The sequence below is a fragment of the Morganella sp. HMSC11D09 genome, assembly GCF_001807955.1.
Classification (GTDB): domain Bacteria; phylum Pseudomonadota; class Gammaproteobacteria; order Enterobacterales; family Enterobacteriaceae; genus Morganella; species Morganella morganii.
On the sequence record NZ_KV791712.1, the window covers coordinates 154355 to 175473 of the forward strand.

Genomic DNA, 21119 nt, shown 5'->3' on the forward strand with positions numbered 1-21119 from the left:
CGCTGTCACCGGGAGGATAATTATGGACTGGATCACGCATCATCTGGCGGTACTGCACGACCACCCGCTCTGGCTGCTGGCCATTCTGTTTGTTATCGCCCTGAGCAAATCCACGATTATTCTCTCATCTGTCCTGCCGCCCGCCTCTGTCATGCTGATGACGGTAGTGACGCTGGCATTTCCGGTCGTTCCGGTGGTGATTATCTGGCTGGTGATTACGCTGGGCGCGGCCTGTGGTTCGATGATTTCGTATTATCTCGGCCGTCTGATTATCACCCGCAACTATTTTCCGGGACTGATGGCGAAATACAAAACCGCCCTCGGTAAAGCCCAGGCACGGCTTCAGACCAGCGGGCTGCTGATCCTGTTTACCTCACGGTTTATTGCGGTGCTGCGGTATCTGATCCCGATGGCGGCCGGATTGCTGCGTTTCACACAGACCCGTGTACTGGTGACCTGTCTGCTGTCCGCCGGGGTCTGGACCGCCCTTTACATGCTGATTGCAAAGGGCATTGAGTTCACGTTTTTCTGAGGAAGGCTGTTACAGCCAGTTCTTGCGTTTGAAGTAAAGATACGGCGCGAGTGCAGCGGCAACCATCACCCCGATCGCAGCAGGATACCCCAGCGACCAGTCCAGCTCCGGCATAAATTTGAAGTTCATCCCGTAACTCGATGCCACCAGTGTCGGCGGCAGGAATACCACAGAAACAACGGAGAAGATTTTGATAATGCGGCTCTGTTCGATATTGATAAAGCCCATCGCCGCCTGCATCAGGAAGTTCACTTTCTGGAACAGGGATTCATTATGCGGCAGCAGGGATTCGATATCGCGCAGGATTTCGCGCGCCTGCTCCAGCTGATTCGCCGGCAGACGGGTACGGTGGACCAGGAAGTTCAGCGCGCGCTGGGTATCCATCAGACACAGACGGACTTTCCAGCCGATATCTTCCTGCTCGGCCAGGGCAGACAGGGCTTTATCGAACTCATCATCCTGCTTGCCTTTCATAATCGCCCGGCTGAGTGTTTCCAGATTGCTGTAGATGTTTTCGATTTCATCCGCCAGCTGCTCGATTTTGGTTTCAAACAGATCCAGCAGGATTTCGTAACCGTTGCCGTCCTGCATGGTCTGTTTGCGCGCGCGCATACGGTACAGGCGGAAAGCAGGCAGTTCCCGCTCACGCAGCGTGTATAAACGCCCGTCACGCAGGGTAAATGCCACAGTGGAGTTTCCGGCGTGGTCGTCCGCATCTTCGTAATAGAAAAAGGAGTGGACGTGAAGCCCGTCATCGTCCTCAAAGAAACGCGCGGAGGCTTCGATATCATCCAGTTCCGGGCTGGTTGCCAGTTCCTGGTTGAACTGAGTCTGAATCAGCTGCCGTTCATGCACTTCCGGTTCCGAAATATCCACCCACAGCGCATCTGTCAGGGCGTCGCCCTCTTCTAAATCAAGACGTTGCAAACGCTTATTGTCAACTCTGAATGCGCTCAGCATGGTATGCGGCCTCCGGGAACGAAAGGAAAAGAAAAAGTGTGCGCATGTTATGCGCAGATGAAAAAGGGTGTCAACCGGTTATTATCCGATTAACACCTTACTCTGCGGGAGATCAGGGTTTTTCCAGTTTGGCGTAGGAGGCCACCAGCCATTTGATCCCTTCACCCTGGAAGGCTATCTGTAAGCGGGTATGCTCGCCGTTACCTTCCATATTGATGATAGTGCCCTCCCCGAATTTCGGATGACGGACACGCTGCCCGAGGGTATAACCGCTGTCATTGGCGGTGATCGGTGTGCCGAGCCGCTGATGATTAACCGGGCGGGATACGGTAGCACGCAGGCGCACTTCCTCCACACACTCCGGCGGCAGTTCACCGATAAAACGGGATGGCCGGTGATACACCTCTTTGCCGTACAGACGGCGGGTCTCGGCATAGGTCAGAGTCAGCTTCTGCATGGCACGGGTCACACCGACATAGGCCAGCCGCCGCTCCTCTTCAAGACGGCCGCTCTCCTCCATCGACATCATGCCCGGGAACATGCCCTCTTCCACCCCGACGATAAAGACCTGCGGGAACTCCAGCCCTTTGGCGGAGTGCAGTGTCATCAGCTGGACAGCATCCTGATAGCGGTCCGCCTGACCTTCGCCGGATTCCAGCGCGGCATGGGACAGAAATGCCTGTAACGGCGTCAGCCCTTCGTCAGCATCCTGATAGCTGAACTGGTTGGTTGCGGTCACCAGTTCCTCTAAGTTTTCGATCCGCGCCTGGGCTTTTTCACCTTTTTCCTGCTCATAGTGTGCCCGCAGTCCGGAATCGCGGATCACGCGGTCAGTCTGCACATGCAGTGGCAGGCCGTCAGTTTCCTGCGCCAGCAGATTGATCAGCTCGAGGAAGCGCCCCAGCGCGGAGGCAGCGCGTCCCGCCAGTGCTTTTTCTTCCAGCAGCACACCGCAGCTTTCCCAGAGGGTCAGTTCCCGCTCACGGGCAGTCTGACGCACCACGTCCAGGGTGCGGTCGCCGATCCCGCGTGTCGGGGTGTTCACCACACGCTCAAATGCGGCATCGTCATGACGGTTTGAAATCAGGCGCAGATACGCCAGCGCATCTTTGATTTCCTGGCGCTCGAAGAAGCGCTGGCCGCCGTAAATACGGTACGGCAGCGCGGCCTGTAACAGCGCCTCTTCCTGTAAACGGGACTGGGCGTTACTGCGGTAGAGAATCGCGCAGTCCGCCAGCGCCCCGCCGTTCTCATGCCACTGTTTGATGCGTCCGACCACATAACGCGCCTCATCCAGATCATTAAAGGCACAATACAGAGAGATAGGCTCGCCGTCCTCACCGTCCGTCCAGAGGTTTTTCCCCAGCCGGTCGCTGTTGTGCGAGATCAGGGCGTTCGCCGCTTTCAGGATATTGTTGGTGGAACGGTAATTTTGCTCGAGGCGGATAGTGGTCGCACCCGGGAAGTCTTTCAGGAAGCGCTGGATATTTTCCACCTGCGCCCCGCGCCAGCCGTAGATAGACTGATCATCATCACCGACAATCATCACTTTGCCGGTATCACCCGCCAGCATGCGCACCCAGGCGTACTGGATGCTGTTGGTGTCCTGGAATTCGTCCACGAGGATATTGGTAAAACGGTCGCGGTAGTGCTGTAAAATCGCCGGTTTGTTGAGCCACAATTCATGTGCGCGCAGCAGCAGCTCGGCAAAATCCACCAGCCCCGCACGGTCGCAGGCTTCCTGATAGGCCTGGTAGATCCGCAGCCAGGTGGCTTCCACCGGGTTGCCGTAGCTCTCAACATGCTGAGGCCGCAATCCTTCATCTTTTTTACCATTGATATACCAGCAGCCCTGTTTGGCCGGCCACTGTTTTTCATCGAGATTCATGGCTTTGATCAGACGGCGGATCAGGCGGATCTGATCTTCACTGTCGAGGATCTGGAAATCCTGCGGTAATCCGGCATCAAGGTGATGCGCCCGCAGCAGACGATGTGCCAGGCCGTGGAACGTCCCGATCCACATCCCGCCCTCACTGGTACCGACCAGCTCTTCAATACGATGGCGCATTTCCGCCGCCGCTTTGTTGGTAAAGGTCACTGACATCACCGAAAACGGAGAGGCATTCTCCACTGCCAGCAGCCAGGCGATACGGTGCACCAGCACCCGGGTTTTTCCGGAACCAGCACCCGCCAGCACCAGCATGTTTGAGCGGGGAGCCGCCACCGCTTCGCGCTGTTTATCATTAAGGCTTTCAAGCAGATAAGAGACGTCCATAATTTCCATCAGTGTTTTGTGCGGCAGCGCCGCGAAAGAAAAAGCGCCTTCCGGACAGCCGGATCCGGAAGAACTGGTTTTTTATACAGATAAAATTATAACAGTCCGGTTAAAGAATCCAACTGTGTAATTTCAATATGCGGCAGCAGGCGGGTTTCCGGGTCGTGATAAACATCACGGCCGTCAAGGTTGATCCAGCAGGCCTGCATGCCGCTGCACAGCGCACCTTCCACATCGGTATTCAGGTTATCACCGACATGCAGGATATTTTCTGCCGGGAGAGCCAGCCGCTGCGCCGCCGTGCGGTACATATCGCAGAACGGCTTTGCCCGCCCGTCGGGACCGGCTTTGAGAATAAAAGTAAAATAATCTGCCAGCCCGCATTTTTCCGGCTCCATATTGCCGTTGGTGATCGCCACCAGCGGAATTCTGGCCGCCAGCGCAGTCAGCGTGTCATGCGTGGACTGCGGCACATCAATACGGCTGCGCCACTGCGCAAAATGCGCCATCACCGCATCCGCCCCGGCCTGAGCACGGGCGGCGGTATAGCCGTAATGCAGGAAAAAGGTGCGCCAGGAAAGCAGACGCCAGCGGCTGACATCATGGAAAATCTCCGGCTGCTGACGGCGGATCCGGTCACGGAACACATTAATATAGTCAGCCGGTAATTCACTGAAACGCGGATCATACTGACGGATAAACGCAATGACCTCCTCCTCGGTTTTATCCATCACCGGACGATTATCATACAGCGTGTCGTCAAGATCGAACGTCATGGCGCGGACAGGTGAAAGGGGGCGGTAAAAACGCATTACGGTTTTCCTCGTTTGGCCCGCGGATGTGCAACATCATACACATTGGCAAGATGCTGAAAATCCAGATGGGTATAGATTTGCGTGGTGGACAGATTAGCATGCCCCAGCAATTCCTGCACGGCACGCAGGTCACCGCTGGATTCCAGAATATGAGTCGCAAAGGAGTGGCGTAGTTTATGCGGGTTCAGATGGCTGTTCAGCCCCTGGTGCAGGCCCCAGTATTCAAACCGTTTCTGCACATTACGCGCTGAAATCCGCTTACCGCTTTTGGTGGAGATAAACACCGCCCGGTCTTCCGGGTCATACAGCTCACGCAGCGGCAGCCAGCGCTCCAGACAGGCAACTGCCGTTTTGCCGAGCGGCACTTTGCGCTCTTTGCTGCCCTTCCCCAGCACCCGCACTTCACCGGTGGCCAGGTCAAAATCCCCGGTATTCAGCCCGACCAGCTCCGATAAACGCAGCCCCGCGCCGTACATCACTTCCAGCATGGTACGGTCACGCACGGTCAGCGGATCATTACTGCTGATATCCATCAGCCGGGTAATATCATCCACATCCATATTTTTCGGCAGGTGCCGTCCCTGTTTCGGGGCACTGACAGCCTTGGCCGGATTGGCGGGCAGCAGGCCGTTACTGACCTGCCAGTCAAGAAATGAACGGAGAGCGGAAAGACGCAGCGCCAGACTGGCGGGCTGTAACCCGTTACGGCGGCTTTTTGCGGCCAGCATCCGCACTGTTGCCGGTTCCAGTTGTGCCCAGCAGCGGAGTTTACCGGCGGCCATCATTTCCGCCAGCGCGGTGAGCTGGCGGCGGTAATTGGTAATCGTGACCGGACTTAACCGGCGCTCTACCCGCAGATACTGCAGAAACTGTTCTGCCGTGACCAGCAGGTCATCTGCCGCGCTGTCCGTCATGCCAGCTCCACCCAGCGCTGCAGCAGCTGCGGCAGGAAATAGGCTACCTGTTCCAGCATCGCGGTACCCATATCTTTCTGATAGTGCTGCTTGTCACGGCTGACAAATATCACTACACCGAGGTCATGCTGTCCGCCCAGCAGCGATACAGACGCTGAACCGACAAATGCACTGTCCGGCAGCAGCAGCTGAATTTCAGGGGCTGTCAGTTGTCCCAGATAATGGTTGCGATCCCCGAAGCGGGAGAGACGGATGGCTTCAAAGTGTGCGCGGGATAAGGCCAGATCCTGATGACGGAACGGCGCACCCAGCCGCCAGCTGTCAGTAAACAGACGGATTCTGGCATGACTGAGTTTCAGCCCCTTCGCCCACTGATTCAGGCGTTCGGAAAAATCATCAAGAGAAGTCGCGGCGGACAGCGACGCCAGCAGTTTCAGCAGGCGCGAGAACAGGTGTTCGTTTTCACGGGCCTGTATCATCAGCTGCATCAGATCATCCGTCAGCGTGCCTATCCGCTCACGCTGGCGTCCGAGCTGCCACTCCACCAGAGAGACCGCACCTTTTACCGGGTGCGGGATGGTCATGTCAGTGATCTGCGCGGCATTGCGGATGAAAAAATCCGGATGCGCTTTCAGATACGCCAGCACCGCCGCCTCATCCGGCTCTCCGGAAGGGGCAAATACGGCCGTATCCTGTTGACTGTCCATTGCTATTTATCCTCTTTATGATGATTAAAGATGGATAACACCATCATATACATGCGTGGCCGGGCCGGTCATAAACAGGGGTTTTCCCTCACCTTCCCAGCTGATAAACAGGGTACCGCCGGGTAAATCCACCTGCACATTTTCAGCCAGCAGGCCCTGGCGGATCCCGACAGAAACCGCCGCACAGGCGCCGCTGCCGCAGGCCTGTGTTTCACCGACACCGCGCTCGTATACGCGCAGACGGATATGGTCACGCGACAGGATCTGCATAAAGCCGATATTTGCCCGCTCCGGGAAACGCTCGTGGCTTTCCAGAACAGGGCCGATAACCTCAACTTCCGCCGTTTCCGTGCTTTCCACCTGGATAACACAGTGCGGATTGCCCATCGACACCACACCACACAGAACCGTGCGTTCAGCGGCGCGGATAATATAGGTTTTCTCTTCTTTGACCGCGCGGAACGGTACCAGCGCCGGTTCAAACTCCGGCACACCCATATTCACGCGGACATTGTCATCATCGGCAATCGTGAGCACCATGCGTCCGGACTGCGTGCTGACACGGATATCCCGTTTGTTGGTCAGCCCTTTGAGGCGGACAAACCGGGCAAAACAGCGCGCGCCGTTGCCGCACTGCGCCACTTCACTGCCGTCGGCGTTAAAGATGCGGTAGTGAAAATCCAGTTCCGGGTCATAGGGCGCTTCCACCACCAGCAGCTGATCAAAGCCGACACCGGTGTGCCGGTCTGCCAGACGGCAGATAAGCTCCGGAGAAAAATAGATATTCTGGGTGACGGCGTCCACCACCATAAAATCATTACCCAGGCCGTGCATTTTGGTGAACTGCATGTTCAGATCCTGTTTACGCCTCAGTAACCGGGGTTATCCGGTGGTCATTTTTGCGTTTTGCCGGTCTCAGCGTTGTCAGTCTGCACAGCAGACTGCTCTGCCGCAGGCTTGGCTGCAGGCGCGCTTTTCGCGGCGGCAGGCTCTTCCGGCGGGAAGTAAAGCGGGCCTTTCAGTCCGCAGCCGGACAGGGTCAGCAGCATCACGGCGGATACCGCACAGATCATTTTTTTCTTCATTTACAGTCATGCCTGTTAATCATCGGTCAATACCCTCTATAATCGCAGTTAGATGTCGAAAAGCAAATAGGAAATGACGATGAACGATACAGAATTTCACCGGACAGCCGATGCGTTGTTGCAGGATATTGAAGCAAAATTAGATGATTACGACGGTGATGCGGATATTGACTGCGAAACCAACGGCGGTGTGATGACCCTGAGCTTTGAAAACGGCTCAAAAATTATCATCAACAAGCAGGAAGCATTTCATCAGATCTGGCTGGCGGCACGTAACGGCGGCTATCATTTTGATCTGAAATCAGATAAATGGATTTGTGACCGCAGCAGCGGCGAGCTGTTTGCCATGCTGGCACAGGCCATCAGCGAGCAGAGCGGCGAACCGTTCAGCTTCTGAGAGTCAGACTGACGGCACAGGTTCTGTGCCGTCGCATATCAGCCGCGCTGCCCGGCGGCCTGATACTGTAACGGCCGGACATCCGCATGAAAATCCGGATACGCGGTATCACGCGGCTCTTCCGCAACAGGCTGAGAGAACATCGTGCTGTGGAATGGCGTAACCTGTGTTTTACCGTCCGTTTTCAGGATCTGATAAAACTGCGGCAGATTGAAATTGATAAAGCTTGAACCGTAAGTGAAGCGGTCATGGGAAGAAGAATAGAACCGGCTGACATCCCGGATCAGGTCTTCTTTACTGCCTTCACAGCCGGAATAGATTTCCACCCGGTTTGATTCATCCAGCACATAAATATTGAAGCCGTTATCATCACGGTTTTCAAAGAAGAACTGAATAATCCCCTCACTGGCATAGCCGTCCACCACATCCGGCAGATGACCGGTTTCCGTGCTGATTTTCACCGGAAACCCGCGCAGTTTGTTGTTGGAAATCGCACCGTAGAATTCCACAGCATTTTCCAGTTTCTGCACCGAGACGTTAAGGCGCTCAAAGAACAGCCCCCAGGTCTGACCGGCCAGACGCAGTGCCTTAAAGCGGCCCGGATCCTGACGGTTGGTGGTCAGGCGCAGTTCAATACATTCGGAAACCAGCTGGCGGATGCGGGTGCTGATCAGCCCGCGCAGATGGCGGCTGTAGCAGAATACTTCCACGCCGGACGGCGGTGCGGCATCCTGGTGCATCTTGCCGAGAATGGTTTTCAGGGCTTCCAGCACCGACTGTTCACCGCTGAAATGCAGTGTGCGCACTTCATTCCAGGAGTTGCGGTACAGCAGATCAATACTGCCGACCAGGCATTTCTGCTCCTGACCGAAGCTGAACACATCCAGCTTGCTCATATCAAAATGCACGACCTGCTCGGCGAAATCTGCGGTCGGATCCTGCTCCAGATTGACAATAATCGCCAGATGGCGGATTTCACACGGGCTGTACAGCGCACGCGGTGTCGGGGCAGGCAGGCGGATAGGGAAATTCTGCGATACATCATGCACCAGTTCGTGCAGTTTTTGCTCGTCGCAGTGTGACTCACCGTTATGAATATAGACGCGGGTTCTGTCAGTCAGCAGGCCGTTGAAGTAAGTCCAGGAGACCAGCTTATTCAGATAGCGGTTATATTCCAGCGGCTGATGGCCGATGATGGTATGGATTGTCGGTGCCTGATTATACAGATACCAGCCGCTGCGGTTAGCGCGGCCCGGCGGAACATAAATAAAGGTCAGATTCTCTTCTGACAAGTCCGGCGAAATCTGCGGATTGACCAGGGTGACTTTCCCCGGCAGCGCCTCGAAAGCGGCATACAGTTTCCGTGTCAGCACCCCGATATCCTGCGGGCTGGCACTGACACTCAGATTATTGCGGCGCGCAAAGCGGATAAGGTTGCGGTAGCTCTGCATCATGGTGTCGAGCAGCTCATTGTGCGCATCCCGCACCTGCTCAATTTTCCAGGCATTACGGCGATCCAGCACCGCCAGCCGTTCCGGGGACCAGCCCCAGCCTTTCACCATCTCAGACAGTACCTGGCAGCGCCAGCCGCAGCAACCGCATGATGCACGTTCACTGACATCCGCAGGTGGCTTCTCACACACTTTCAGGTAGAAACAGCGGCGGATCAGATCAAGGCGGGTTTCATCATTGATAGCTTTCAGATAACGGGTGACGCGGTCGAGCATCATCGCGTAAGCATCCAGGCCGTGGTGAACAATCTCACCGGCATGCAGATGCTTTTTAAACTCAGTTGCCAGAAGCTGCCCGTTCGGGTAATCCCACGAGTAAGCTTCCAGCAGTAAACTTTTGATCACGGCTTTATACGGGGAATCCACACTCTTATAGAGCTGCCACAGACTGGCACCGAAGTACTCTTCCGCGGACAATTCGCCCAGACCGCCCAGATCCAGCCACTCGTTCGGGGTTAATACACCCTGCGCATAAAGGGAGAGAACATATTCATCATAGTGATGTTCTTCTTCTGCCGGAACCATGGTCCACAGCAGACGCTTACCGGCCATCCGCACGGCGGTCCGGTAAAATTCATCGAGCAGTAAAATATGCTGGGTCGAGCCGCAGTCCTCACCGTTGAGGCTGCCGCTGGCATTGTGGCGGAAACGGTTTTCATCGATCAGGAAGAAAGTGACATCGATACCTTTTGCGGCTGCCCACTCTTCAATCAGTGTGCATTTGCGGCGCAGGTTCTGTTTTTCATCGTGATCAAGCCAGGACTGATGACAGACCCAGATATCGAGATCAGAAGAGTGGCTCTGGCCGACAGACGAGGTGCTGCCCATGGAATAGATACCGGTAATCGGCAGTTCGCCGCCGGCATTGCACGGCAGACACTCTCCGTGCTGACGGGAAAACTCCGCCAGCCAGTGTGACTGGTAATCATCGGACGCCCAGAAACAGACACCGTGCGGCACATTACCCGGCACATAGCCCGGCATATCCGGATGGTGATGATGCAGCAGTACCGGCAGCAGACTGTACACGTCTTTAAACGCACGACTCATCCCGATGGTCGCGCGCTCAGATCTGAGCTGATTTATTGCATCCAAACGCTGCTTGAGTGTTTCAATATAAAGATACAAAGGATTCGCCTGATGTTATTTCATGTAACTGGAAACGACCTGATGCCCGGCTTTATACGTGTATGAATACAGACTGATAAGGTAATACTGAAAAATGATAAGAATCGAACCAAAGTTAAATTGCCGGAAACGTGATCAATCTAACACCTTCGGGCCAAAGGGTAAAGCTTCGCACTAAAAAAGGCACGATTACTCAAAGTTGTTATTAGCCGGATAACTAATTGTAAAATATATATTTTCGTTGAAAATCACCGGGATACACACAAAAAATCTAAGGAAATATTCGGGAAAACCGGTGTGTTTCTGTTTTTGTACACTTTTTAACCGAAAAAGTAATGCTGCTTACTCACTCAGGGCGTTTTTATTTATTTTAATAATGCTATGAAATAGTTATTTAAATTGAATCGATTTAATTAATACAATTTTATAATTGCAAAATATTTTTATTATTTAAAATATGTTTTAATTATTTACTGACAGACTCCTGCCACCCGCCTGAGACTATTTATTCACTGATCGTCTTTTTTCGTTGTTATCTGCCGGGCAGGTCTCGTCACGTAACTGGAAAAATTATCAGCAAAATGATAAAACAAAGGCAGTTTTTCTTATTTTTCCGGCTATGTTTCACATAAAAAAACACCGGATAAAAAGACAAGGATCCCTGATAATTATCATGACCACTCAATCTCTGCGTATTGCCACCCGTCAAAGCCCGCTTGCACTGTGGCAGGCCGAATTTGTCAGACAGGAACTGGAACTGCGCCACCCCGGGCTGCACGTCGAGCTCGTCCCGATGGTCACCAAAGGTGACATTATTCTCGACACACCGCTGGCGAAAGTCGGCGGCAAAGGGCTGTTCGTCAAAGAACTGGAACTGGCATTACTGGAAAACCGGGCGGATATCGCCGTGCACTCCATGAAGGATGTCCCGGTCGATTTCCCGGACGGACTGGGATTAGTCACTATCTGTGAGCGGGAAGACCCGCGCGATGCCTTTGTTTCCAACCATTATGACAGTGTGGATGCCCTGCCGCCCGGCAGTATCGTCGGCACCTCCAGTCTGCGCCGTCAGTGCCAGCTGCGCGAACGCCGCCCTGATCTGGTGATCCGTGACCTGCGCGGTAATGTCGGCACCCGGCTGGGCAAACTGGATAACGGCGACTATGACGCGATTATCCTGGCGGTTGCCGGGCTGAAGCGCCTGAAACTGGATGAACGCATCCGCTGTGCGCTGCCGCCGGAAGAGTCCCTTCCCGCTGTCGGTCAGGGTGCGGTCGGGATTGAGTGCCGACTGGATGATGAACGCACCCGCTCTTTACTCAGCGCCCTGAATCACGCGCAGACCGATATCTGTGTCCGCGCTGAACGCGCCATGAATACCCGGCTGGAAGGGGGATGTCAGGTGCCTATCGGCAGTTATGCTATCTGGCAGGGGGATAAAATCTGGCTGCGCGCGCTGGTCGGCGCACCGGACGGCAGTGAAATTGTCCGCGGTGAACGCCTGTGCGACCCGCAGGATGCCGCTGCTGCCGGGGTTTCTCTCGCAGAGGAACTGCTGGATAACGGCGCACGGGCTATCCTGACGGAAGTCTATCAGGGGCACACGCCTGCATGACCATCCTGGTCACCCGTCCCTCACCGGCCGGTGAAGCCCTGGTCAGCGCCCTGCGCTCACGCGGGCAGGATGCCCTTTCTGCCCCGCTCATCCGTATTTCCCCGGGACATGAGCTGCCGCTGCTGATTGCCAAAACAGAGGCACTTTCTCCCGGAGATGCCCTTTTTCTGCTGTCAAAGAATGCGGTTTATCACGCAAATGAACAGCTTATTCAACAGAATTACCTGTGGTCTGATAAGCTTTGCTATTATGGGATTGGTCAGTCAACCGCTAACTGCTTTGAACAACTGACCGGATTACCCGCCGCCTTTATGCCCGGCGGGGAAACCAGCGAACATCTGCTGACCCTGCCGGACTTACAGGATATGACCGGCCGCCGCGCACTTCTGCTGCGCGGTAACGGCGGCAGAGAGCATCTGGCACAGACATTGCGCGAACGGGGCGCAGTGGTGGATTACTGTGAATGTTACCGCCGCGAACCCGTAAATTACGACGGCGGGGAATGCGCCCTGTTGTGGCAGCAGCAACAGGTTCAGACGCTGGTCGTGACCAGCGGCGAAATGCTGCACCTGCTGCGGCAGCTGATACCGGCCGCGCACCTCGGCTGGCTGCTGCAATGCCGGATTATTGTTGTCAGTGACAGACTGGCAGCTATCGCACAATCACTGGGCTGGCAGAATATTGATGTCGCCGCCGGTGCAGATAATGAAGCCTTACTTCAGGCTCTTCAATGAACAGACATGGGACGCCACGAATGACGGAACACGAAAAAAAACCCGGATCGGCTGATGTACCTGAGACACAGGATGCCGTAATCAGTACTGATCCGCAGGCAGAGAAAAAAGACACAACTGCCGGGAAAAAAGCGACCGCAAAAAACGTCACTGACAAAGCGGCGTCTGATAAAAAACCGGCGGAAACACCGGCGGCTGACAGCAAACCGGCTGATACCGCGCCGAAACCGGCACCGGAAGCGCCGCAGCCACGGAAAACCCCGCCTGCCGCTGAGGAAGAACAGCCCTCCGGCTTTCTGCGCGGTGCTATCGCTCTGGCCGTTATCCTGCTGATCGGCGGCGGTGTCTGGTATGCCTCACAGGCCGGTACTCAGACCCTGTCGAAAAACCTGGAAGCGGAAAATGCACAACTGAAATCTCAGATGGCGCAGCTGCAGCAGGAACAACAGCAGACACAAAAACAGATGCAGGAATTTATCGCGCAGCAGTCTGCGCTCAGCACACAGCATCAGCAGCAGGAAGAGGCTCTGAAACACGAGCTGGATTTACTGCGCAGCCGTGTCACCGCGCTGTCCAGTACCGATGTGAAAAGCTGGCTGCTGGCCCAGGCGGATTTCCTGGTCAAAATGGCAGAGCGCAAACTGTGGAATGACCAGGATGTGGTCACCGCGATGGTACTGCTGAAAAATGCCGATGCCAGTCTCGCCGAAATGAACGATCCGGGTCTGCTGGATGTGCGCACCGCACTGCGTAATGACATTACGGCACTCTCCGCCGTCAGTCAGATCGATTTTGATGGCACGATCCTGCGCCTGAACCAGCTTGCCGGTCAGGTGGATAATCTGCGTCTGGATGACGGCAGCCGTGACGGCGCGCCGATGGACAGCAGTGACAGTGAAGGGCTGACCTCCTCCGTCGCGGACTGGCGCACTAACCTGACCAAAAGCTGGAAAGGGTTTATGAGTGATTTCATCACCATCCGCCGCCGTGACAACACCTCTGCTCCGCTGCTGGCACCGAATCAGGACATTTATGTCCGTGAGAATATCCGCGCCCAGTTGCTGATCGCCGCTCAGGCGGTGCCGCGTCACCAGGAAGAGAGCTACAAACAGTCACTGGATGCGGTCTCCACCTGGGTCCGTGCCTATTTCTCTGACAGCGATCCGACCAACGCCGCCTTCCTGGCCGAAGTGGATGCGCTGGCCGCCCAGCCGATCTCAATGAGTGCGCCGGACAGCCTGACCAGCCAGCCGCTGCTGGATAAACTGGTACAGACCCGCATCCGCCGCCTGCTCAACGATGAAACCCCGCCGCCGGCACCGGCTGAGGCACCGCAGGAAACACCTGCTGCTGCACCGGCACAGCCGGAAGCGGCACCGCAACAGGAGGGATAACAGATGTTTAAAGTCTTTATTCTGTTTCTTATCCTGATTGCCGGGATTATTGTCGGCCCGCTGATGGCCGGACATCAGGGTTATGTCCTGATCCAGACCAATAATTTTGATATTGAAACCAGTGTCACCGGCCTGATCATCATCTTCCTGGTACTTCAGGCGGTTCTGATGCTGCTGGGCTGGTGCTGGCGTCGTCTGAAAAGCGGCAGCTCCCGCACCCTCGGCTGGTTTGGCGGTCATAAACGCAACCGCGCCCGTGCGCTGACCAACGATGCGCTGCTCAAACTGGCGGAAGGGGATTTCCGTCAGGTGGAAAAATTACTGAGCCGCAGTGCAGATAATGCCGAGCAACCGCTGGTCAACTATCTGCTGGCAGCGGAAGCAGCACAGCAGCGCAGCGATAATCTCCGCGCCAATCAGTATCTGGAGCGGGCTTCCGAGCTGGCCGGGCGCCATCAGCTACCGGTGGATATCACCCGCGCCCGTATTCTGCTGAGCCGCGATGAAATTCCGGCGGCAAGAACCGCTATCGACAATCTGCTGGAAGTCGCACCGCGCCATCCGGAAGTACTTCGCCTGGCGGAACAGGTGTATGCGCGCTCCGGTGCCTGGAAATCCCTGATCGCCATTCTGCCGCAGATGAAAAAATCCGGCGAATTTACGGATGAGCAGGTCGAACAGACTGAAATCCGTGCCTGGCTCGGTATGATGCAGCAGGTTGCGGATCAGGACGGCAGCGATGCCCTGCGTCACTGGTGGAAAAATCTCAGCCGCCATCTGCGCCACAATCCGGAGATGGCCGTGGCGGCCGTGCAGCACTTTATCGCCGGTGATGATATGGCGGATGCAGAAGCGGGGGTGCTCGACGGACTGAAGCGTCAGAAAGATCAGCGCCTGCTGATGCTGCTGCCGCAGATCCGGACAGACAATCCGAAAGCCATCCGCAAGGTGCTGAACCAGATGCAGAAGGAAGATGCGGATCAGCCGCTGCTCAACAGTACCCTCGGGCAGTTAGCCATGCAGGAAACACGCTGGGAAGATGCGGAGAAATACTTTAAATCTGCCCTGAGCGCCCGTCAGGACACGCATGATGCCGCCTGGCTGGCCGATGTGCTGGATAAGCAGAAAAAGTATGAGGAATCTGCCATGATCCGCCGTAATGCCCTGCTCAATACCCTGACGTTACCGGATGAAAAAACGCCCCGCGAATAAGCACAGGCGGATTCTTTTTTATCACACAGAGCCAATCCTGCCGGATTGGCTTTTTTTATGCCGGAACATCATTAAAAGGGATTGACGGAATACATTATTGATGGCAAGAATGAGACATAAAAAAACACCTATCGCGAAACGATAGGTGTATAAAATACAATCAGGTCTACAGACGGATGGTGCCTCACTCAACGTTACGTCCTGTTGGTGATGTAAAGATTTCGGGATCTTTTACATCGATAACCCGGACAATAGGCACCGAATTTAGCTCTGCGTCATCTCCGGGTTTATGAAGCTTACGCAAACATAAGAAATGAGATGAGCATCTACACCCTGATGTAATGCACAAGACGTGCCAACTTTTACGCCTTCTCGATCTCCCACGGTTCCCGTGGGTTTATTTTTTTTATCCTGCCTTCTGCTTATCAATCACTGATGCAAATCTGTCCGCAGTGTCTCTGTTTTGCGACGTTTTCTGACAGCATTATTTAAATCGTTATATATCAATATATTAAATGTCTCATTTTGGCGACATGCATTATGCCCGTTGTCGCCGGATCTATACAATAATCATAACATAATGATTTATATCGAAATTGTCAGATACCACCAATAGCGGCGGTTTTACGGAAAACGCGTGTGCTTTTGTCTGCCTGAACACCACATTAGCATCAGCACAAAAGAAACAAAAATCAGCTGCGGAACGACAGCCGGAAGAAAAGCAGGACAGGAAAAAACAGAAACCGCAGAAACGAAAAAACCCCGCTGTAAGCGGGGTTTTCTCTGAATATGGTCGGCGAGATAGGATTCGAACCTACGACCCACTGGTCCCAAACCAGTTGCGCTACCAAGCTGCGCTACTCGCCGAAAGGCTGACTTTTCATGATGATGGTGCGAAGGGGGGGACTTGAACCCCCACGTCCGTAAGAACACTAACACCTGAAGCTAGCGCGTCTACCAATTCCGCCACCCTCGCAGGTTCATCACTACAGTCATGTTACATGTTATTAAATGGGGTGGCTAATGGGACTCGAACCCACGACGACTGGAATCACAATCCAGGGCTCTACCAACTGAGCTATAGCCACCATAACATCGCAACATTTTACTACTTACAACAACGAAATACTATACCGTAACTCTTACACGCATAATGGCGCGCCCGACAGGATTCGAACCTGAGACCTCTGCCTCCGGAGGGCAGCGCTCTATCCAGCTGAGCTACGGGCGCTTTGCGCCGTTGCGGGAGAGGATAGTACGGATTTCTCATCCGTCTGTCCAGTGCTTTTTTTCACAAATGTATTGTTTGCTCAGTCTTTGCCCGCTTTGCTGATAAAGAGAGCATTTTCCCGCAAAAAGCCGCCCGGACAGGGGCAGTTATAATTTATTACCGTAGTAATAACCCAGAAATTTCAGCAGTTTTAACTGACGGCGGAAGCGGGTCGGTTGTGATAACAGGCGGTAGAGCCACTCCAGTCCCATGTTCTGCCACACCTTCGGCGCACGCTTCACATGACCGGTAAAGACGTCGTAAGTACCGCCCACGCCCATATACAGGGCATCCGGGTGGATTTTACGGCAGTCGCGCATAAAGATTTCCTGTTTCGGTGAGCCCATTGCCACTGTCACAATTTTTGCGCCGCTGTCGCGGATGCGCTCAAACAGGGCATCGCGCTGTTCTGCGGTGAAATAACCGTCCTGCGTGCCCGCCAGATTGACATTCCACTGTGCTTTCAGTTTGGCTTCGGTTTCCGCCAGCACTTCCGGCTTGCCGCCGACCAGAAACACCGGCGTGTTTTCCTGCCCGGCGCGTTCCATCAGCCCTTCCCACAAATCCGCCCCGGCAATCCGCGAGACATCCGCCTGCGGGTATTTGCGGCGGATAGCACGGACAATGCTGATCCCGTCCGCATACAGATATTCCGCGTTGCTCAGCAGTGTGTGCAGCGCCTCATCCTGTTCGGCGGTCATAACTTTTTCGGCATTAATGGCTACCAGCGTACCGGTTCTGATCTGTCCGTCCTTAAACAGATAATCCAGAAAATGCGCCTGATTCCGGAAACCCTGAATCGGGTGGTTACGGATAGAATACTGCGGGATAGTTTCCGCGCTGCCGGCATCAGAAGATAACGGTTCCATGCTAATTCCTTACGATGAAAGACGGGTGCGTTTGCCCTTTGAAATCACATAATGGCGGATAAGTCCGGCCGTTTCGAACAGCCAGTACAGTAATTTCGCCACCACCAGACAAAAGCCGAAAATAAGACAGAAAAACACCACGCGGGAAACGAATGAGTCCATTCCTTCGCGGGCCAGCACAATCATGTTAAATATCGCGCCGAAACAAAATGCATGCAGAATGGCCGCTTTGTAACGGTTTGTCTCCCGTTTGCCCAGCTCATACAGCCAGTCGAACCATTTGATTATCAACCCGACCACCACTGCACCGAGCGGAATAAACCAGAAGCCGCCCATCACCACCAGCGAGCCGATCAGGGTCGGTGAAATCGCCAGCCCGGAATGGTTGTTCAGCACTTCCCAGGTAAAATAGTTTGCCGCATTCAGTACGGTATCCGGCCGGTCCGGCCACAGCCAGGACGGGATAAAGACATAGAAGTCACGGATAATCGGCGCCAGCCCCTGGAACTCAATTTTGTCGTAGTTATTCAGCAGCAGGCCGAGGTTTTCCCACGGCGAGAAGGTATCGCGGGTCAGATAGAGGAACGTATAAAACGCTTCCGCCCCGCTGACATCCAGGCTGTAGCGTTTAAGAGCCAGCCAGAACATGCCCACCACGCCGAAGACCCCGGCACTGACCAGCATCCACAGCGAAATCCAGCCGCGCACAATGCCGATAAACAGGAACAGCGCAAACGCGATAATGATGTTGGCGCGGGTACCGCCGACAATCACATAGGTCATAATCCCGAACGCCACCGTGGTGATCAGGAAGAAAATCCAGCGCTGGAATGTGGGTTTCAGGAAGAACACCACCAGCATCGCCGGGATAAAGAAGTAGAAAAAGCGCTTTAACGCCACGCCGGTGACCTGGCTCGAGAAAATCTGACTGTAGGTTTTCAGTTTAAACAGCAGCAGCCCGTTTTCCATAAAGAAAATACCGGCAGTCGCGACGGCAATCGCCGCCAGCAGCAGCCAGGTGAGCCGGGTTTCTGTTTTGTTCATGGAAAACAGCGGCGTACCGCTGTAAACCGCGTCAGGTCTGCGCAGCCGGGTTTTATACGCCACATAATAAATAGCATAGAAACTGACTGACGCCAGCAGCGCCTGCAACAGCGCGGACGGCGGCACCACCTGCACATCAAACTGGAACACCAGCGCAAAGGTAAACGGGAAGCCGAAAAAGAAGGTCAGCAGATAGAGCATGGAGAAAAAGATATTAAAACTGAAGCGGACCCGGCGGAATTCACGGTAGGTCAGCAGCAGAATAAAGGCCAGCGAGATAAACCAGACGGCAAACAGCCCGATGAAATCAAACTGACTCATGCCTGTGTCTCCTGCGCAGCGGCCAGTGCCTGCTCCCAGCCCTGCACAAAGTTCGGGCTGAAGAAGGCAATTTTTTCACGGTCGAGGGCGAACAGCTGTTCCCTCGCCTGTGCCACCACGTCCGGCGTCACGTCATCACCGTAAAACAGAACCGGCACCTGCTGCTCGGTCATATCCTGCCAGAACGGGTTCTGACGGCTTATCACAAACGGAATACCGAACTGGATCAGCAGACACAGTGTGCCGATCCCCTGCTGGCGGTTAAAAATAAAGTAGCCGAGGTCACATTGTTTCAGCAGATTCAGATAGATATCAAAATCCATCTTGTCTTTCAGGATCTCCGCCTGCTGCTGAGGGAACAGCTGCTGCGCGAAAGCATCCACTTCCGCAATATAGTCCCCGTTGTTTTCCGGATAGCCCATCGGGATAATGATTTTCACCTTCTCCCCGAATTGCTCATGAATGCGCGTCAGCGCCTCTTTATGGCGGTTTGAACGGTCACCCGAGTTACCCAGCAGGATCATCATATTATCGTCACCACGCGGCTCAGGCGGCGTTAAAACCGTCAGAGAGGGATCCATCCGCGTCGGGAAATAGAGCAGGTCAGCCGGGATCTTCGGGCAAAACTGAGCAAAATAGTTTAAATCGCCGCGCGTGCCGAATACATGACCGACCCGCTTCTGCGCCAGCCGGCGCAGATGATAAAACAGTCTGAATTTCAGCTGACGGGAATCCTCATACAAATCCGCGCCCCAGATATGCCAGTAAAACTGATGACGTTTAATTTTTCCTGATAATAATGCCAGCCAGATCAGGGCATTAAACTGACCATGGAAGAAAAAGCGGCACTGCCGGTCACGTTTTGCTTTCGCTGTGACGGCATTCGCCAGGCTTTTTTTATCCGGCCAGACATCCAGTTCCAGGTTGGGATATTGCGCCAGAAGCTGCCCGGCAGTGGAAACAACCATAAATTCAGGCATTTCCTCACGCGGCAGCTGCGGTGCCAGCACATCATTGAAGAAGCGCAGCACGGTCTGGTTATGATGCGGGATATCAGATCCTAAAACGTGAATTAAAGTTGTCATGCTCGCCTGCAATAGATCAGAAATACGCTACAACACAAAAGGAAGTAGATAATATATGTCAGCATATAGGCCTGTGCCGCGCCGACGGCACCGTGTGCCGGAATCAGCCAGTACGCGGACAGCGTCAGTAAAGCAAACTGGGTCACTTCCGTGAGGATATAAAACCGCAGTGCGGCCTTGGCAATCACCAGATAACCGAAAACGTAAGCGCCCACTTTCAGGACATCACCAACCAGTTGCCAGGCAAACAGGTCACGCATGCCGGTAAATTTATCCGTGAACAGCAGCCAGATAGCAAAATCACGCAGCAGCCAGACCATAAAACTGGCCGCAGCCACTGCCGGTAACACAAATTTCAGTGATTTGATGATCTCACGGCGGATATCACTCTTTGCCTGTAACCGCGATAACGTCGGCAGCAGATAGACAGAAAACGACGCGGTAATAAACTGGAGATATGCATCCGAAATACTGGTCACGCCACCCCATATCCCCACCTCATCCCAGCTGTAGCGGGAGGCCAGCAGGTTCCGCATCATGATATACGCCACCGGCAGTGTGACCGCCGTCATCAGCGCCATCAGGGTGAATTTCCCCAGATGGGATGCAATCGCCCGATCCCAGGCCGGTTTCAGCTCAGAAAGCGGGAAATGGCGGCGGCGCAGCAGCATGGCAAAAGCCGGAATAATAATCAGCGCCGGCACCAGTGCCAGCCCGGCCAGTGCACCGTCATAGCCCCACCAGCGCTGGCAGAGATAATACGCCGTGACACCGATCAGACTGCCCGCGATCAGCGCCAGCGCATTGCCGGCCGCATCCCGGTATCCTTTGATAATCGCGAGAAAATAGTTGGCGTAAGCAATACCCATCTGGATAAAGGCCACCGCCGCAACAACATCCTGATAGGCATCATTGCCGTCAAACAGCGCCATGCTGATTGGTCTGCTGAACAGCAGAAACACAATCGCCAGCAGTGTCGAAAACACCAGAATCAGAGTTGAGGACGTACCTAATACCGCCCGGCGTTTTTCCGCATCATCACGGTGCTCGGCGATATATTTGGTCACGCCGTTAAAAATACCGGCACCTGACAATACCCCCAGCACCGTAATCAGCTGGCGGAAGTTCAGTGCCTGGCCGATACCGGCCGGGCCGAATGTCAGAGCCATTAATTTAATGACCAGCAGCCCCGCCCCGATTTTGATCAGGGTGGAGCCGGCGGTCCAGACAGAGGCTTTAGCGAGGGACATA

General features: G+C 54.5%; 18 protein-coding genes and 4 tRNA genes. 6 read left to right on the plus strand and 16 right to left on the minus strand.

Annotated elements, in window-relative coordinates; all coding sequences use genetic code 11:
- The first annotated feature begins 22 nt into the window (after positions 1–22).
- Positions 23–532, plus strand: a complete 510-nt coding sequence (locus tag HMPREF3119_RS18050; RefSeq protein ID WP_004234447.1) for a DedA family protein — start codon at positions 23–25, stop codon at positions 530–532.
- 9 nt (positions 533–541) lie between these two features.
- Here the strand turns inward: HMPREF3119_RS18050 and corA are convergent, their stop codons facing one another.
- The 7 genes from corA to HMPREF3119_RS18085 form a co-directional block, all read right to left on the minus strand.
- Entirely contained in the window at positions 542–1492 is a 951-nt protein-coding gene (corA, locus tag HMPREF3119_RS18055; RefSeq protein ID WP_070580481.1) for a magnesium/cobalt transporter CorA, read from the minus strand.
- 112 nt (positions 1493–1604) lie between these two features.
- Positions 1605–3776, minus strand: a complete 2172-nt coding sequence (gene uvrD / locus HMPREF3119_RS18060; protein WP_004234440.1) for a DNA helicase II — start codon at positions 3774–3776, stop codon at positions 1605–1607.
- Positions 3777–3862: 86 nt separating this feature from the next.
- Positions 3863–4579, minus strand: coding sequence for a 5-amino-6-(5-phospho-D-ribitylamino)uracil phosphatase YigB (yigB, locus tag HMPREF3119_RS18065; RefSeq protein WP_046024127.1), 717 nt, complete (start codon positions 4577–4579; stop codon positions 3863–3865).
- Positions 4579–5496 (minus strand): tyrosine recombinase XerC, encoded by a 918-nt coding sequence (xerC, locus tag HMPREF3119_RS18070; protein ID WP_004234436.1) that lies wholly within the window; start codon positions 5494–5496, stop codon positions 4579–4581. The genes yigB and xerC overlap by 1 nt, the downstream gene beginning before the upstream one ends.
- Positions 5493–6203, minus strand: coding sequence for a DUF484 family protein (locus HMPREF3119_RS18075; protein ID WP_036413192.1), 711 nt, complete (start codon positions 6201–6203; stop codon positions 5493–5495). Before HMPREF3119_RS18075 ends, xerC begins: the two co-directional genes overlap by 4 nt.
- Positions 6204–6227: 24 nt before the next feature.
- Positions 6228–7052 carry a diaminopimelate epimerase gene (dapF, locus tag HMPREF3119_RS18080; RefSeq protein WP_004234433.1) on the minus strand — a complete coding sequence of 275 codons (825 nt, stop codon included), beginning with the start codon at positions 7050–7052 and terminating at the stop codon, positions 6228–6230.
- A gap of 44 nt (positions 7053–7096) precedes the next feature.
- Positions 7097–7288 carry an LPS translocon maturation chaperone LptM gene (locus HMPREF3119_RS18085; protein WP_004234431.1) on the minus strand — a complete coding sequence of 64 codons (192 nt, stop codon included), beginning with the start codon at positions 7286–7288 and terminating at the stop codon, positions 7097–7099.
- Between the two features lie 79 nt (positions 7289–7367).
- On the opposite strand from HMPREF3119_RS18085, the gene cyaY reads away from it, so the two are divergent.
- On the plus strand, positions 7368–7685 hold the full coding sequence (gene cyaY, locus HMPREF3119_RS18090) for an iron donor protein CyaY (RefSeq protein ID WP_049240806.1): 318 nt from the start codon (positions 7368–7370) through the stop codon (positions 7683–7685).
- Between the two features lie 38 nt (positions 7686–7723).
- Here the strand turns inward: cyaY and HMPREF3119_RS18095 are convergent, their stop codons facing one another.
- A complete protein-coding gene (locus HMPREF3119_RS18095; RefSeq protein ID WP_004234427.1) occupies positions 7724–10324 on the minus strand; it encodes a class I adenylate cyclase in 2601 nt (866 codons plus the stop codon).
- Between the two features lie 673 nt (positions 10325–10997).
- On the opposite strand from HMPREF3119_RS18095, the gene hemC reads away from it, so the two are divergent.
- Genes hemC through HMPREF3119_RS18115 form a run of 4 tightly spaced genes read left to right on the plus strand, consistent with a single transcriptional unit; the run spans position 10998 to position 15279 of the window.
- Positions 10998–11939, plus strand: a complete 942-nt coding sequence (hemC, locus tag HMPREF3119_RS18100; protein WP_015422323.1) for a hydroxymethylbilane synthase — start codon at positions 10998–11000, stop codon at positions 11937–11939.
- Positions 11936–12673, plus strand: a complete 738-nt coding sequence (gene hemD / locus HMPREF3119_RS18105) for a uroporphyrinogen-III synthase (protein ID WP_036418218.1) — start codon at positions 11936–11938, stop codon at positions 12671–12673. Before hemC ends, hemD begins: the two co-directional genes overlap by 4 nt.
- A gap of 20 nt (positions 12674–12693) precedes the next feature.
- Positions 12694–14067 (plus strand): uroporphyrinogen-III C-methyltransferase, encoded by a 1374-nt coding sequence (gene hemX / locus HMPREF3119_RS18110; RefSeq protein WP_036418219.1) that lies wholly within the window; start codon positions 12694–12696, stop codon positions 14065–14067.
- Positions 14068–14070: 3 nt separating this feature from the next.
- Positions 14071–15279: a heme biosynthesis HemY N-terminal domain-containing protein gene (locus HMPREF3119_RS18115; protein ID WP_070580483.1), complete on the plus strand. Its 1209-nt coding sequence runs from the start codon at positions 14071–14073 to the stop codon at positions 15277–15279.
- A 790-nt stretch (positions 15280–16069) separates the two neighbouring features.
- On the opposite strand, the gene HMPREF3119_RS18120 is transcribed toward HMPREF3119_RS18115, so the two are convergent.
- From HMPREF3119_RS18120 to wzxE, 8 genes are all read right to left on the minus strand, one after another.
- Positions 16070–16146, minus strand: a tRNA-Pro gene (locus tag HMPREF3119_RS18120).
- Positions 16147–16168: 22 nt separating this feature from the next.
- Positions 16169–16255, minus strand: a tRNA-Leu gene (locus HMPREF3119_RS18125).
- A gap of 36 nt (positions 16256–16291) precedes the next feature.
- Positions 16292–16367 (minus strand) — tRNA-His (locus tag HMPREF3119_RS18130).
- Between the two features lie 66 nt (positions 16368–16433).
- Positions 16434–16510, minus strand: a tRNA-Arg gene (locus HMPREF3119_RS18135).
- A gap of 146 nt (positions 16511–16656) precedes the next feature.
- Positions 16657–17418: a lipopolysaccharide N-acetylmannosaminouronosyltransferase gene (gene wecG / locus HMPREF3119_RS18140; protein WP_004241325.1), complete on the minus strand. Its 762-nt coding sequence runs from the start codon at positions 17416–17418 to the stop codon at positions 16657–16659.
- 9 nt (positions 17419–17427) lie between these two features.
- Positions 17428–18783 (minus strand): ECA oligosaccharide polymerase, encoded by a 1356-nt coding sequence (gene wzyE / locus HMPREF3119_RS18145; RefSeq protein WP_004234414.1) that lies wholly within the window; start codon positions 18781–18783, stop codon positions 17428–17430.
- Complete coding sequence (locus HMPREF3119_RS18150) at positions 18780–19868, minus strand: TDP-N-acetylfucosamine:lipid II N-acetylfucosaminyltransferase (protein ID WP_004234412.1); 1089 nt, start codon at positions 19866–19868, stop codon at positions 18780–18782. Before HMPREF3119_RS18150 ends, wzyE begins: the two co-directional genes overlap by 4 nt.
- A complete protein-coding gene (wzxE, locus tag HMPREF3119_RS18155; RefSeq protein WP_004234409.1) occupies positions 19865–21118 on the minus strand; it encodes a lipid III flippase WzxE in 1254 nt (417 codons plus the stop codon). Before wzxE ends, HMPREF3119_RS18150 begins: the two co-directional genes overlap by 4 nt.
- Between the last annotated feature and the right edge of the window lies 1 nt (position 21119).